Origin of the sequence: Nocardioides sp. SYSU D00065 (assembly GCF_017916425.1) — a bacterium.
GTDB lineage: Bacteria > Actinomycetota > Actinomycetes > Propionibacteriales > Nocardioidaceae > Nocardioides.
This window is the reverse complement of the sequence record NZ_JAFMSX010000001.1, coordinates 53335-66650: the sequence shown is the minus strand read 5'-3', so window position 1 is coordinate 66650 and position 13316 is coordinate 53335. Positions and strand designations below refer to the sequence as shown.

Genomic DNA, 13316 nt, shown 5'->3' with positions numbered 1-13316 from the left:
TCAGCTCCCGGTCGAGGTGTAGTGGCGCACGCCGGTGCGCCACACGAGCAGGGCCGCGCCCACGGTCACGAGCGCGGCGAGGGGCGAGGCGAACCGGAACGCGTCGGGCGTCCCGAACGGGTCCGTGCGCCCGAGCAGGTAGAGACAGGGGTACCAGTTGACGAACGCGACGGGCACCACGAAGGTGAGCCCGACGAGCACCTCGCGGGGGAAGATGCTCAGCGGGTACTGCGTGACGGTGGCGCCGCCGTAGGTGAAGGCGTTGGCGAACTCGGTCGCGTCCGTGGTCCAGAACTGGACGCACGAGAAGCCGACGAACAGCCCGAAGAACACCAGGGTCCCGCTGGCGATCATCGACACCGCGACCAGCGCCCGCAACGGGGTCCACTCGACGTACGTGCCCGCCCAGGCGAGCACGACGCCGGCCTGGGTGAGCCGGCCGAGGCGACGCAGGCTGAACTGGTCGGCACAGACCTGCACGAGCAGCGGCACCGGCTTGGTCATCATCTGGTCCAGGCGCCCGGTGCGGATGTAGGTGCCGATGCGCTCCACGCTGCTGATGGCGGTGTCGGCGAGCGCCAGCGCGAGCGACGCACTCCCGTAGAGCAGTGCCACCTCGTGCAGCGCGAAGCCCGCCAGGTCGCGCAGGTGGGCGAACATGATCCAGAGACCGACGAAGTCCAGGCCGGTCACCAGCCCGTTGCCGACGGCGAGCAGGACGAACGACGCCGGGTACTGCCACGCGGCGCGGATCCACAGCCAGGCGATCTGGACGTAGGTCCGCAGGTGCCGCACCGATCCTGCCTCAGCCACCTTGGACCACCACCTTGCGTGTGGCCAGGCGCAGCACGCCGTGACAGGCGGCCAGGAGCACGACGGCCCAGAGGACCTGGAACGCGAGCGCGGAGGCGAGGTCGGCGCCGCTGTGCCGGCCGAGCCAGATGTCCGCCGGCACCTGGACGTACGACGCCCACGGAAGCCCCAGCGCCAGGGTGCCGAGCCACCCGGGGAACAGCACCAGCGGCAGCATCATCCCGCTGAAGAAGATCGCGAACGCACCGCTCATCACCTTCACCCCCGACTGGTCGAGCAGCCAGAAGGCCGTGCTGGCGACGAGGAATCGGATCGCGAAGCTCACGACGACGGCGAGCACCACGGAGACGCCGAACGCGAGGGCCGTCACGGGCGACGACGGAAGGGCGATGCGGAAGGCGATGAGCCCGATGAGCGTGGGCGCGAGGCCACGGGTCAGCAGGTGGTACGCCGCGCGGCCGAGGTCGCTGGCGAGGTACCAGCCGACCAGCCCGACCGGACGGTAGAGGTCGATGGCGACGTCCCCGGTGCGGATCCGCTCGGCGAGGTCGTCGGTCGCGCCGCCGCCCCAGAGGGCGATCGTCATCAGGAGGGCCTGGCCCAGCCAGACGTACGTCACGGCGTCCTGCGAGTCGTAGCCGCCCGCGCTCGGGTTGGCCCGCCAGAGCGCGAGGTAGGCGTAGGAGTAGATGACGCCGAAGACCGAGTTGGTGAAGATGCCGGCCACGGTGGCGGCCCGGTAGGTCGAGTACCGACGGAAGGCCCTGCTCGCCACGGCGACGTGCAGCACCCCACCCACCCCCCTTCCCGCACGTGAGACGATCCCCGGCCCACCCACGAGGGGGCTGGGGATCGTCTCACATCGAAGCGGCTCGGCGCACGGGGCGCGGCCGCGGCTCAGCCCTGGCGCACCAGGTTCACGACGCCGATCGTGCGGCCCTGCGCGTCCTGGGTGATCGCCACGCCGGCGCGCCGAGCGCGGGGGCTGAGCAGGATGTCGCGGTGGCTGGGGGAGTCGAGCCACAGCCGCACCATGACGTCGGGGGTCAGGCCCGTGCCGCGCACGAGGGTCTCGCCGGCCCAGGCGTTGTCGCACTTGCGGATGACCTCGCCCTGGTCGCGGTGCACGAAGCGGCCGGTGCGGGCGATCCGTTCGCCCCAGGCCTCGGCCAGCCGGTCGGTGCACGCGTCGAAGACGCGGATCGCGCGGAGGCCGTGCTTGGCACGAGCGTCGTTGATCCCGACCATGAGGGCGGCCTCGAGCTCGTCGTCGGTCAGCGTGTCGACGTCGCGGGAGAGGTCGCCCGCAGACGGGACCGGCCACGTGTCCGCGGAGGCCCCGGACGGTGCGCCGCACACGGTGGCGAGGGCGACGGCGGTGGACGCAAGCATCAGGCGGAGACGGGGGAGGCGCACGATCAGTCCTAGAGGTCCGCGGATCGAGGTTGAGCGGATCTTGAGAGAATCTTGGGTTTTGACACCTTGACCATACGTTGCGACGCGGCGGCGCGTCGACTTATCGCGAATGTATGCGTCGACACACCAAAGAGTTCGTCAAGGTTCTCTAGGCGGCGCCCCGGAACCTTCAGGTACAGATGAAATCGGCTTGACCGTTTCCGCATGGGCGAAATGCGAAAAAGAGGCCTGGTGGTCTGGACCGCGCGGGCCAGACCGCCAGGCCTCCGAGGGGGCGCGTGGGGTGGGTGGGCTGAGGGGTGGGTGGTGACTGGGTGAGCTCAGTGCTGGTACGTGCCGTGCAGGATCGCGCGGCCGAGCGTCTTGAACGCCAGGTTGAAGGACACGACCGTCGGGGAAGCGTCCTCGTCCACCCCGAGCGAGTCCTCGCCCACCGCGTGCACCACGAAGAAGTAGCGATGCGGCTGGTCGCCCGGCGGCGGTGCGGCCCCCATGAAGCCCTTCTCGCCCCCGTCGTTGCGCACGTGGAACGCGCTGCCCGGAAGTGGACGCGAGGCCGCCCCGGCGTCGAGCGAGGTGACGTCGGCCGGGAGGTCGACCAGGCACCAGTGCCAGAACCCGCTCGGGGTCGGCGCGTCCGGGTCGAAGCAGGTCACGACGTAGGACCGCGTGCCCTCGGGGGCGCCGGACCAGCTGAGCTGCGGCGAGGTGTTGCCGTGAGCGGCGACCTGCTCGTCCTGGAGCGGGGCGCCGTCGGTGACGTCGTCGCTGGTGAGGGTGAACGACGCGGTCGCCGGCAGCAGGTCGTACGGATTGGGCGCCACGGGGCGCTCGAGGCCTGTTCGCGAGGTGCTCATCCCTCGAACCTAGCCATCGGTGCCAGCCGGTGGCCAGCGACAATGCACCGTGCGTGAGAACGGATCGACTCCTGCCCCTGTGGACCGCCCCTACCTGGCCGGGCTGGTGCTGGCCGGTCGCAAGGTCGTCGTGGTCGGCGGCGGCCACGTCGCCCAGCGGCGCCTGCCCGCACTCCTCGCGACCGGGGCCGACGTGACCGTCATCAGTCCGGAGGTGACCCCGGCGATCGAGGGTCTCGCCGGCGAGCTGACGTGGGTGCAGCGCGACTTCGTCGAGTCCGACCTCGACGGCGCGTGGTACGTCATCGCGGCGACGGACGACGGCGACGTCAACGCTCAGGTCGCCGAGGCGGCCGAGAGCCGCCACACCTTCTGCGTCCGCAGCGACGACGCGCTCGGCGGCACCGCCTGGACACCGGCCGTCGGGCACCACGGCAGCGTGAGCGTCGGCGTGCTCGGCAACCGCGAGCCGCAGAAGTCCGCCGCCCTGCGCGACGACATCATCACGGCGCTGCGCGACGGCCACCTCACCGCCTCCGACGCCCTCGACCGCACGCCGGGCGTGGTCCTCGTGGGCGGCGGGCCCGGTGAGCCCGAGCTGGTCACGGTGGCCGCTCGCCATGCGCTCGCCTCGGCCGACGTGGTGGTCGCCGACCGGCTCGCTCCACGCGAGCTGCTCGACGAGCTCCCGGCCCACGTCGAGCTGATCGACGTGGCGAAGCTGCCTCGTGGGCGCTCGGCCTCGCAGGACACGATCAACGAGGTGATCGTCGACCGGGCCCGTGCCGGCAAGCGGGTGGTGCGCTTCAAGGGGGGTGACAACTTCGTCTTCGGGCGAGGCTTTGAGGAGCTGCTGGCCTGTGCCGGCGCCGACGTGCCGGTCACCGTCGTGCCCGGCCTGACCTCCGCCATCGCGGTCCCGGCACGGGTCGGCATCCCAGTGACCCACCGCGGGGTGGCCCACGAGTTCACCGTCGTGTCCGGCCACCTGCCGCCCGGCCATCCCGACTCCCTGGTCGCCTGGGACGCGCTCGCGCGCCTCCGCGGCACGCTGGTGCTCCTGATGGCCGTCGACAACGCCCCGTCGATCGCCGCCGCGCTGCTGGCCGGCGGCCGCTCGGCCGACACGCCGGTCGCCGTCGTCGTCGACGGCACCATGCCGACCGAGCGCACCGTCCTCACCACGCTCGGCTCGCTGGCCGACGACCTCGTCGCCCACCGAGTCGTCCCGCCGGCCATCATCGTCGTCGGCGACGTGGTGGCCGTGGCCCGTCCGGCACACTACGGGCGTGGCTGACCTCGTCGAGATCTCCGATGCCGGCGACCCCAGGCTCGGCGACTACCGCGACCTGCGCGACGTCGAGCTCCGCAAGCACCTCGAGGCCGAGCACGGGCTCTTCCTCGCCGAGGGGGGGAAGGTGGTGCGACGTGCGGTCGAGGCCGGCTACGAGGCGCGCTCCTTCCTGATGGCGCCGCGGTGGCTCGAGGGCCTCGGCGACGTCCTCGACCGCAGCGATGGACCGTGCTACGTCCTGCCGGAGGCGCTGATCGAGCAGGTCACCGGGTTCCACGTGCACCGCGGCGCCCTGGCCTCCCTCCGGCGGCGACCGCTGCCGCCGCTCGACGAGGTACTGGACGGCGCCAGGTCGGTCCTCGTGCTGGAGGACCTCGTCGACCACACCAACGTCGGTGCGATCTTCCGCTCGGGTGCGGCGCTCGGCTTCGACGCGGTGGTGCTCGCACCCCGCTGCGCCGACCCGCTGTACCGGCGCTCCATCAAGGTCGGCATGGGCGCGGTGTTCACCACGCCGTGGACGCGGCTCCCGGACTGGTACGACGCCCTGCCCGACCTCGCGCGGCGCGGCTTCACGACCGTCGCGCTGACGCTCGCCCCCGACGCGCGGCCGATCGAGGAGGCCGTCGAGGGGGTCGACCGCCTCGCGTTGGTGCTGGGATCGGAGGGGCACGGCCTGTCGTCGCGCTGGGAGGCGACCGCCGAGCGACGCGCGATCATCCCGATGCGCGCCGGCATCGACTCCCTCAACGTCGCAGCCGCTACGGCTGTCGCCTGCTACGCGGCTGCGCGCCGCTGAGGCTGCCGCACCCGGCGTCCCACCTGTGCCGGTTTGCGCCGCGTCGCTCAGCCGCGCTGCCGCAGCGCCTCGTGCAGCACGATCGAGCCCGCCACCGCCACGTTGAGCGAGGAGGCCGTGCCCACCATCGGGATGCTGACGATGTCGTCGCACGCCGCACGCCAGCCCGAGGAAAGACCGGCCGTCTCGTTGCCGACGACGAGCACCACGCGACCGCCCAGGTCGACCTCGGCGAGCGGGCTGCCCTGCTCGTCCGTGCCGACGATGCGGTAGCCGTGGGCGTGGGCGTGCTCGACGACGGGCCCGGGACCGGGCACGCGCAGGATGGTCAGGGCGAACAGCGAGCCGGTGCTGGCGCGGACCGCCTGCGGGTCGTAGGGGTCGGCCGCGTGGCCGGTCACCACGAGGGCGGAGGCGCCGAACGCGTCGGCCGAGCGTGCCAGCGTGCCGATGTTGCCCGGACTGGTGGGGCGGTCGAAGACCACGACCGGTCCGTGCTCGCGCCGGGAGTCGCCGAGCCGGGCCACGCCGTCCTCCGGCATCTCGACCACCGCGACGAGCTCGGCCCCCTCCTTGCCGCTGAGCCGGGCGTGCAGCGCGGGGGAGAGCACGACCCGCTCGGCCCGGGTGCTGGCCCAGAGCTCGTCGGACCAGGACGACGCGGCGCCGTCCGCCCGCAGGAGCGCCCGCACGGGCCACCCCTCCTCGACCACGCGGGTGATCGGGCGGACGCCCTGCACCAGGAACTCGCGGTTGCGGTGCCGCTTGGACCGGTTGGTGAGCAGCGCCTCCCACTGCTGGAAGCGGGCGTTCTCCCGGGTGATCCGCAGCTCGGTCATCGTTGCCTCAGGCCGGCCAGCCGGGCGGGTAGTCGGCTGCGGCGGCGTCGTGCTTCTTGCCCAGCCGCTTGCGCGCCTTGGCCGAGAGCCGGTCGCCGAACACGGTGCCGAGCGTGTGGTCGGTCTCGTGCTGCAGGCAGCGCGCCAGCATCCCGTCGCCCTCGAAGGACACCGGCTCGCCGTCGAGGCCCTGTCCGTCCACCCGGGCCCAGCTCGGCCGGGCGCACGACTCGAACGAGCCGGGGAAGGACAGGCAGCCCTCGTCGTCGTCGTCGAGGCGGCGGTCCTTGCCCTCGGGCAGCGTCAGCACCGGGTTGCACACGACGCCGACGGTGCGCACGCCCTCCTCGTCGGGGCAGTCGAAGACGAACATCGCGAGGTCCTCGCCCACCTGGCAGGCGGCCAGGCCGACGCCGTCGGCGGCGTACATCGTCGCCACCATGTCGGCGGCCAGGGACGCGAGCGCGTCGTCGTACGTCGTCACTGCCGCCTGCGGGCGGTGCATGACGGGCGTCCCCCAGCGGGTGATCGGACGCACCGTGCCGCCCTCGGGCAGGGGACCGTGCGGCGCGCGCACGTGGGTGGGCTGCGGGTCGGGCATGCCGTGGATCCTAGCCAGCACACCGAGCGCGTCACGTGTCCGGTCGGTCCCGCGACAGCTCGTGACCAGGCGCTGGCCAAGCGGTGTAACTCGAAGTTACATTCAGGGCATGTCCTTCCTCAGCAGCCTTCGGCCGGGCGGTCGTCACGGGTTGTCCACCCGCGAGACCCGCGACGCGATCGGCCTCGCCGTCGCGGCCGTCAGCCGGGTCGCCCAGAGTGACCTGATCGACCGCGTCGGGCTGCGCCGGCAGGCCGAGCAGGCCGTCTACTCGGCCACGCGCAACGGCTTCCGAGTGGTCACCGCGGCCGGGCGGACCTTCGCCCGGACCGGCGCGCGCAGACCCGGCGCCCGCCCGGCGAGGGCCGCGTCGCGCGGTGTCTTCGACCTCACCCCGACCGAGGACGAGCGCATGCTCCTGGAGGTGGTGCGCGAGCTGGCCGACGAGGTGCTGCGGCCCGCGGCCTCCGCCGCCGACGAGGCCTGCGCCGCTCCGCAGGAGGTCCTCGCCGCCGCCCAGGAGCTCGGGCTGCCCGGCCTCGGCGTCCCCGAGGAGCTGGGCGGCATCATGGAGGAGCGGTCGGCGATGGCCGGCACCCTCGTCGCCGAGGCGCTCGCCCACGGCGACATGGGCCTCGCCGTCGCTGCGATGGCGCCGGGCGCCGTCGCGACCGCGATCGGCCTGTGGGGCACCGAGGCCCAGCAGCAGACCTACCTCCCGGCCTTCACCGGCAGCGACGTCCCGGCCGCCGCCCTGGCCATCGCCGAGCCGAGCGTGCTCTTCGACCCGTTCGAGCCCGCCACCACAGCGTTGCGCGACGGCGACGGCTTCGTCCTCGACGGGGTGAAGTCCGCCGTCGTGCGCGGCGCCGAGGCGGAGCTGTTCGTGGTGGCCGCCCGGCTCGACGGCGCGCCCGCCCTCTTCCTCGTCGAGTCGGGCACTCCCGGGCTCGAGGTCGAGGGCGATCCGTCGATGGGTCTGCGTGCCGCCGGGCTGTCGCGCCTGCACCTGACCGGCGTACGTCTCGAGCCGGACGCGCTGCTCGGCGACGCCGAGGGCACGGCGTACGCCCAGTGCGTCCGCCTGTCGCGGCTCGCCTGGTGCGCGCTCGCGGTCGGCACCGGCCAAGCCGTGCTGGACCACGTCAAGGACTACGTCAACGAGCGGCAGGCGTTCGGCGAGCCGATCAGCCATCGGCAGTCGGTGGCGTTCATGGTGGCCGACATCGCGATCGAGCTGCAGGCGATGCGGCTCGTGACGTGGAAGGCCGCCTCGCGCGCCGCCCGCGGCGAGGACTTCGCCCGCGAGGTCGCGCTGGCCCGCCAGCTGTGCGCGGACAAGGGCATGCGGATCGGCCTCGACGGCGTGCAGCTGCTCGGCGGCCACGGCTTCGTCAAGGAACACCCGGTCGAGCGGTGGTACCGCGACCTGCGGGCCGTCGGTCTCATGGAAGGCGCGGTCCTCGTCTGATGATCAACCTCGAGATCCCGAAGAAGCACGCGGGCCTGGTGGACCAGGCGCACCAGCTCGCGATGAACATGCTGCGCCCCATCTCGCGCACGTACGACCGCGCCGAGCACGCCTACCCCAAGGAGCTCGACATGCTCGCCGCGCTCATCGACGGCGTGTCCGAGACCGGGGCCACCGGCGGCGCCGGCGCGGGCGGCGTACGGCGCGACACCGCGCCCATCGATGGGGACCGGGTGCGCAACGGCGCCCATCTGGCGTCCGTGCTGAGCGTCGCGGAGATGTGCTGGGGCGACACGGCGCTGCTGCTGTCGATGCCGCGTCAGGGACTGGGCAACTCCGCGATTGCCTCGGTCGCCAACGAGGAGCAGCTCGAGCGCTACCGCGGCACGTGGGCCGCGATGGCGATCACCGAGCCCGGCACCGGGTCGGACTCGGCCAACATCACCACCACCGCCGTCCGCGACGGCGACGACTACGTCATCAACGGCGAGAAGATCTACGTCACCTCCGGCGACCGCGCCGACAGCGTCGTGGTGTGGGCGACGCTCGACAGGGAGCTCGGCCGGGCGGCGATCAAGCCCTTCCTGGTCCGCAAGGACAACCCAGGACTCCGGGTCGAGCGGCTCGAGCACAAGCTGGGCATCCGCGCCTCCGACACCGCCGCGATCACCCTCACCGACTGCCGGGTGCCGGCCGAGGACCTGCTCGGCTCGCCGGAGATCGACCCCAGCTCCGGCTTCGCCGGTGCGATGGCCACCTTCGACAACACCCGGCCGCTGGTCGCCGCGATGGCCGTCGGCTGCGCCCGCGCCTCGCTCGACCTCACCCGCGACCTGCTCGAGCAGGCCGGGGTCGTCATCGACTACGACCGGCCGGGGCAGGCGCAGTCGGCCGCCGCCGCGACGTACCTCCGGCTCGAGGCCGACTGGGAGGGCGCCAGGCTGCTGATGATGCAGGCCGCGTGGATGGCCGACAACCGCCGGCCCAACTCGCTCGAGGCGTCGATGGCCAAGGCGAAGGCGGGCCGGGTGGGCTCCGACGTGACGCTGTCGTGCGTCCAGCTGTGCGGCACGCTCGGCTACAGCGAGGCCGAGCTGCTCGAGAAGTGGGCCCGCGACTCCAAGATCCTCGACATCTTCGAGGGCACCCAGCAGATCCAGCAGCTGATCGTGGCCCGCCGGGTCCTGGGGCTCACCAGCGCCGAGCTGAAGTGACGCGGCCCGCCCGGACATGACGACGTCCCCGCCGCAGCGGGGACGTCGGTGCCGGAGGGTCAGGACACGGACCGGAACGGGTCGTGCTCGGCGAGGATCTTGTCGACGCGAGCCTGGTCGAGGCGGGTGACGACGTAGTTGTCGTCCTGGGCGTCGCGCACGCACTTGGCGAGCGTGAAGCTGGAGGTGGTGAGGAACATCGTGCCGAGGCCGAGGAAGGCGCGGATCCACGGGTCGACGGGCAGGTAGAAGATCGCGAAGATCATGGTGAGCAGCGCGACGGCGAACGAGATGCCGGCCTGCAGGAAGAAGGCGTTGGTGTTCTTGGTGGGAGTGGGAGTCGTCATGGCTCAACCGTCGTCCGTGACGGCCGCTGCGGGACCTGTCCCGCTACCCGATCGCCCCTGAGTACGCCTACCCGACCGCACCGGTACGTTCGGGCCATGCCGGACGAGACGACAGGCCACCTGACGCCCGAGGAGTTCCGCCGCCACGGGCACGCCGCCATCGACTGGATCGCCGACTACTGGGCCTCGCTCGAGGACCTGCCGGTGCGCGCCCAGGTCGCGCCCGGCGACGTACGCCGCCTGCTGCCGGCCGCCGCGCCGGAGGAGGGCGAGCCGTTCGACGCGCTGCTGGCCGACCTCGACCGCGTCGTCGTGCCCGGGCTCACCCACTGGCAGCACCCGCGGTTCTTCGCCTACTTCCCGGCCAACTCCTCGCCCGCCGCGATCCTCGGCGACCTGCTCTCCAGCGGCATCGGGGCGCAGGGGATGATCTGGGCGACCAGCCCCGCCGTGACCGAGGTGGAGCAGGTCGTGCTCGACTGGCTCGCGGACGCGCTCGGCCTCCCTGCCGCCTTCCGCAGCGACGGTCCCGGCGGCGGCGTCGTCCAGGACACCGCGTCGACGGCCACCTTCACCGCGCTGCTCGCGGCGCTGCACCGCGCCAGCGGGGGCCAGGTGCGCCGCCACGGCGTCGGCGCCGGCGGCTGGCGGGTGTACGGGTCCACGGAGGCGCACTCGTCGCTGGTCAAGGCCGCGATGATGGCGGGGCTGGGGGAGGACGCCGTGCGCACCGTCGCGGTGGATCCCGCCACGCAGGCCATGGACGTGGCCGCGCTGGGTGCCGCGATCCGCGAGGACGTGGCAGCGGGCTTGCGACCGGTGATGGTGCACGTCGCGTCCGGGAGCACCTCGACCGGCGCGATGGACGACATCGGCGCGGTCGCCGAGGCGGTCCGCGAGCACGGCACGTGGGTTCACGTCGACGCGGCGTGGGCGGGTGTCGCCGCGGTCTGTCCCGAGCACCGTGAGCACCTCGCCGGGCTCGAGGCCGCCGACTCCTTCGTCACCAACCCGCACAAGTGGCTGCTCACGACCTTCGACTGCAGCACCTTCTGGGTCCGCGACCGTGCGGCCCTGACCGGCGCGATGTCGATCCTGCCGGAGTACCTGCGCAACGCGGCCACCGAGTCGGGCGAGGTCGTCGACTACCGCGACTGGCACCCGCAGCTGGGCCGGCGGTTCCGTGCGCTGAAGCTGTGGGCGGTGCTGCGCACGTACGGACTGTCCGGCCTGCGCAGCCACGTCCGCAGCGGCATCGCCCTCGCCCAGCACGTGGCCGACCTGGTGGCCGCCGACGACCGGTTCGAGATGGTCACCGAGCCCGCGCTGTCGCTGGTCGTGTTCCGGCTGCGGGCCGGCGACGAGCAGACCCTGGCGGCGATGGAGGCGGTCAACGCCTCCGGCGAGGCGTACCTGAGCCACACCACGGTCGCCGGTCGCGCGGCGATCCGGCTGGCGGTCGGCAGCTGGCGCACCACGCAGGCGGACGTGGACCGCACCTGGCGCGCGCTGCAGGAGGCGGCGTCCGCCCAGGGGTGAGGCAGGGGAGCGGCGTGGGCTGAGACCGTGGGGCATGAAGCTCTTCGCCGACACGCCCGCGCGTCGCACCCGGCAGGTGCTCGCCGACCTCCTCTTCGTCGCCTGGCTCGTCCTGTGGGTGTGGATCGGTGCCGCCGTGCACGACGGCACCCTGCATCTCGCGGGACCCGGTCGGCAGACGGAGTCCGCGGCCACGTCGATGGGTGAGCAGCTGCGTGACGCCGGCGGCCGGCTCGGGGACGCGCCGCTGGTCGGCGACGAGCTCGCGGTGCCCTTCGACAGGGCCGCCGACGCCTCGGACGGCCTGGCCGCGGCAGGTCGCGACACCGTCGAGGCCGTCGAGCGGCTGGCTCTGCTGCTCGGGCTGTCGGTGGCGCTGATCCCGATCCTCGTCGTCGCGGCCCTCCACCTGCCGCGCCGGTGGCGCTTCGTCCGGGAGGCGACCGCGGGCGCGAGGTTCGTCGACTCTCAGCAGGACCTCGACCTGTTCGCGCTGCGGGCGCTCGCCCACCAGCCGATGCGGGTGCTGGCCGCGGTCAGCGACGACCCCGCCGGCGCGTGGCGCGCCCGGGACCCCGACGTCGTACGACGCCTCGCCGCGCTGGAGCTCGCCGACCTGGGGCTGCGTCCCGCGAAGCGGACGGGGAAGCGGCCGGGCAGCGCCACGTAGACTGCGGCCAGTGCAGTTCCTCCACTCCCTGTCCGGTGAGGCCCCGGCCCACGACCTGACCTACGACGACGTCTTCATGGTCCCGCGCCACTCCTCGGTCGCCAGCCGCTACGACGTCGACCTCACCACCTCCGACGGCACCGGCGCGACGCTGCCGCTGGTCGTCGCCAACATGACGGCGATCGCCGGCAAGCGGATGGCCGAGACCGTCGCCCGCCGCGGCGGCCTCACCGTGATCCCGCAGGACATCCCGATCCCCGTCGTCGCCGACGTCGTGGCGTGGGTCAAGCAGCGGCACAGCGTGTTCGACACCCCGATCGAGCTGCGCCCCGACCAGACGGTCGCCGAGGCGCTGTCGCTGATCCCCAAGCGCGCCCACCGCGCCGCCGTCGTCGTCGAGCACGGCCGCCCGGTCGGAGTCGTGTCCGAGGCCGACTGCGCCGAGGTGGACCGCTTCGCGCAGGTGTCGGCGGTGATGAGCCGCGACGTGGTGACGGTCTCGGAGAAGACCGATCCGCGCGAGGTCTACGACGCGATCGAGCGCGCGAAGGCACCACTGGCCGTCGCCGTCACGGACGACGGCGAACTCGTGGGGGTGCTGACCCGGCTGGGGGCGCTGCGCGCGACCCTCTACACCCCCGCGCTCGACGCCCGTGGCGGGCTCCGCATCGCTGCCGCGGTGGGCGTCAACGGCGACGTCGCAGACCGAGCGGCGCAGCTGCTCGCGGCCGGGGTCGACTGCCTCGTGGTCGACACCGCGCACGGCCACCAGGACCGGATGCTGCAGGCGCTGCAGGCCGTGCGGGCGCTCTCGCCGACGGTCCCGGTCGCAGCAGGCAACGTCGTGTCCGCCGAGGGCACCCGCGCGCTGATCGAGGCCGGCGCCGACATCGTCAAGGTGGGCGTGGGACCGGGCGCCATGTGCACGACGCGCATGATGACCGGCGTCGGCAGGCCCCAGTTCTCCGCCGTGCTCGAGTGCGCGAGCGCCGCCCGCGAGCTCGGCAAGCACGTGTGGGCCGACGGGGGAGTGCGCCACCCGCGCGACGTCGCCCTCGCGCTCGCCGCCGGCGCCTCCGCGGTGATGATCGGGTCGTGGTTCGCGGGCACCCACGAGTCCCCCGGCGACCTCATGCACGACGCCGACGGCCGGCCCTTCAAGGTGTCCTTCGGCATGGCCTCGGCCCGCGCGGTGGCCAACCGCACCGCCGCCGAGTCGTCGTACGACCGGGCCCGCAAGAGCCTCTACGAGGAGGGCATCTCCTCCTCGCGGATGTACCTCGACCCGGAGCGTCCCGGGGTCGAGGACCTCATCGACCAGATCTGCTCCGGCGTGCGCTCCTCGTGCACCTACGCGGGCGCGAGCAACCTCGTCGAGCTCCACGAGCGCGCCCTGGTCGGGGTGCAGTCCGCCGCGGGCTTCCACGAGGGCCGGCCGCTGGAGAAGTCCTGGTGA

General features: G+C 73.1%; 14 protein-coding genes. 7 read left to right on the top strand and 7 right to left on the bottom strand.

Annotation, left to right across the window (positions count from 1 at the left end; all coding sequences use genetic code 11):
* The 4 genes from J3P41_RS00355 to J3P41_RS00340 all read right to left on the bottom strand — a co-directional run bounded on the left by J3P41_RS00355 (position 1) and on the right by J3P41_RS00340 (position 3086).
* The gene (locus tag J3P41_RS00355) at positions 1 to 813 is read right to left on the bottom strand and encodes an ABC transporter permease (RefSeq protein WP_210443231.1); all 813 of its coding nucleotides are present in this window, start codon (positions 811 to 813) and stop codon (positions 1 to 3) included.
* Positions 806 to 1603: an ABC-2 family transporter protein gene (locus J3P41_RS00350; RefSeq protein ID WP_307861760.1), complete on the bottom strand. Its 798-nt coding sequence runs from the start codon at positions 1601 to 1603 to the stop codon at positions 806 to 808. Before J3P41_RS00350 ends, J3P41_RS00355 begins: the two co-directional genes overlap by 8 nt.
* A 107-nt stretch (positions 1604 to 1710) precedes the next feature.
* Complete coding sequence (locus J3P41_RS00345) at positions 1711 to 2229, bottom strand: CAP domain-containing protein (protein ID WP_210443227.1); 519 nt, start codon at positions 2227 to 2229, stop codon at positions 1711 to 1713.
* Between the two features lie 320 nt (positions 2230 to 2549).
* The gene (locus J3P41_RS00340) at positions 2550 to 3086 is read right to left on the bottom strand and encodes a YbhB/YbcL family Raf kinase inhibitor-like protein (protein WP_210443225.1); all 537 of its coding nucleotides are present in this window, start codon (positions 3084 to 3086) and stop codon (positions 2550 to 2552) included.
* Between the two features lie 79 nt (positions 3087 to 3165).
* Here J3P41_RS00340 and cobA point away from each other — a divergent pair, with 79 nt between their 5' ends.
* Together cobA and J3P41_RS00330 are read left to right on the top strand one after the other, a co-directional pair.
* Positions 3166 to 4383 (top strand): uroporphyrinogen-III C-methyltransferase, encoded by a 1218-nt coding sequence (gene cobA / locus J3P41_RS00335; RefSeq protein WP_210443223.1) that lies wholly within the window; start codon positions 3166 to 3168, stop codon positions 4381 to 4383.
* On the top strand, positions 4376 to 5179 hold the full coding sequence (locus J3P41_RS00330) for an RNA methyltransferase (RefSeq protein WP_210443220.1): 804 nt from the start codon (positions 4376 to 4378) through the stop codon (positions 5177 to 5179). The genes cobA and J3P41_RS00330 overlap by 8 nt, the downstream gene beginning before the upstream one ends.
* 47 nt (positions 5180 to 5226) lie before the next feature.
* Here J3P41_RS00330 and J3P41_RS00325 read toward each other — a convergent pair whose 3' ends face one another.
* A complete protein-coding gene (locus tag J3P41_RS00325; protein ID WP_210443218.1) occupies positions 5227 to 6018 on the bottom strand; it encodes an RNA methyltransferase in 792 nt (263 codons plus the stop codon).
* 7 nt (positions 6019 to 6025) lie between these two features.
* Positions 6026 to 6619: a peptide deformylase gene (gene def / locus J3P41_RS00320; protein ID WP_210443216.1), complete on the bottom strand. Its 594-nt coding sequence runs from the start codon at positions 6617 to 6619 to the stop codon at positions 6026 to 6028.
* 109 nt (positions 6620 to 6728) lie between these two features.
* Here def and J3P41_RS00315 point away from each other — a divergent pair, with 109 nt between their 5' ends.
* Positions 6729 to 8090, top strand: a complete 1362-nt coding sequence (locus tag J3P41_RS00315) for an acyl-CoA dehydrogenase family protein (RefSeq protein WP_210443214.1) — start codon at positions 6729 to 6731, stop codon at positions 8088 to 8090.
* A complete protein-coding gene (locus tag J3P41_RS00310; RefSeq protein ID WP_210443213.1) occupies positions 8090 to 9304 on the top strand; it encodes an acyl-CoA dehydrogenase family protein in 1215 nt (404 codons plus the stop codon). Before J3P41_RS00315 ends, J3P41_RS00310 begins: the two co-directional genes overlap by 1 nt.
* Before the next feature lie 59 nt (positions 9305 to 9363).
* On the opposite strand, the gene J3P41_RS00305 is transcribed toward J3P41_RS00310, so the two are convergent.
* Positions 9364 to 9651 carry a YiaA/YiaB family inner membrane protein gene (locus tag J3P41_RS00305; protein WP_210443212.1) on the bottom strand — a complete coding sequence of 96 codons (288 nt, stop codon included), beginning with the start codon at positions 9649 to 9651 and terminating at the stop codon, positions 9364 to 9366.
* 96 nt (positions 9652 to 9747) lie between these two features.
* On the opposite strand from J3P41_RS00305, the gene J3P41_RS00300 reads away from it, so the two are divergent.
* From J3P41_RS00300 to J3P41_RS00290, 3 genes are read left to right on the top strand one after another with little or no spacing between them, the layout of a single operon-like run.
* Positions 9748 to 11190, top strand: coding sequence for an aminotransferase class V-fold PLP-dependent enzyme (locus J3P41_RS00300; protein ID WP_210443211.1), 1443 nt, complete (start codon positions 9748 to 9750; stop codon positions 11188 to 11190).
* Positions 11191 to 11224: 34 nt separating this feature from the next.
* Positions 11225 to 11860, top strand: a complete 636-nt coding sequence (locus J3P41_RS00295) for a hypothetical protein (RefSeq protein WP_210443209.1) — start codon at positions 11225 to 11227, stop codon at positions 11858 to 11860.
* A gap of 10 nt (positions 11861 to 11870) precedes the next feature.
* Complete coding sequence (locus tag J3P41_RS00290; RefSeq protein ID WP_210443207.1) at positions 11871 to 13316, top strand: GuaB1 family IMP dehydrogenase-related protein; 1446 nt, start codon at positions 11871 to 11873, stop codon at positions 13314 to 13316.

Excerpts from the sequence above, each read along its gene's own strand:
- J3P41_RS00340 (WP_210443225.1), bottom strand. The coding sequence starts at position 3,086 with ATGAGCACCTCGCGAACAGGCCTCGAGCGCCCCGTGGCGCCCAATCCG.
- J3P41_RS00325 (WP_210443218.1), bottom strand. The coding sequence starts at position 6,018 with ATGACCGAGCTGCGGATCACCCGGGAGAACGCCCGCTTCCAGCAGTGG.
- def (WP_210443216.1), bottom strand. The coding sequence starts at position 6,619 with ATGCCCGACCCGCAGCCCACCCACGTGCGCGCGCCGCACGGTCCCCTG.
- J3P41_RS00315 (WP_210443214.1), top strand. The coding sequence starts at position 6,729 with ATGTCCTTCCTCAGCAGCCTTCGGCCGGGCGGTCGTCACGGGTTGTCC.
- J3P41_RS00310 (WP_210443213.1), top strand. The coding sequence starts at position 8,090 with ATGATCAACCTCGAGATCCCGAAGAAGCACGCGGGCCTGGTGGACCAG.
- J3P41_RS00305 (WP_210443212.1), bottom strand. The coding sequence starts at position 9,651 with ATGACGACTCCCACTCCCACCAAGAACACCAACGCCTTCTTCCTGCAG.
- J3P41_RS00300 (WP_210443211.1), top strand. The coding sequence starts at position 9,748 with ATGCCGGACGAGACGACAGGCCACCTGACGCCCGAGGAGTTCCGCCGC.
- J3P41_RS00295 (WP_210443209.1), top strand. The coding sequence starts at position 11,225 with ATGAAGCTCTTCGCCGACACGCCCGCGCGTCGCACCCGGCAGGTGCTC.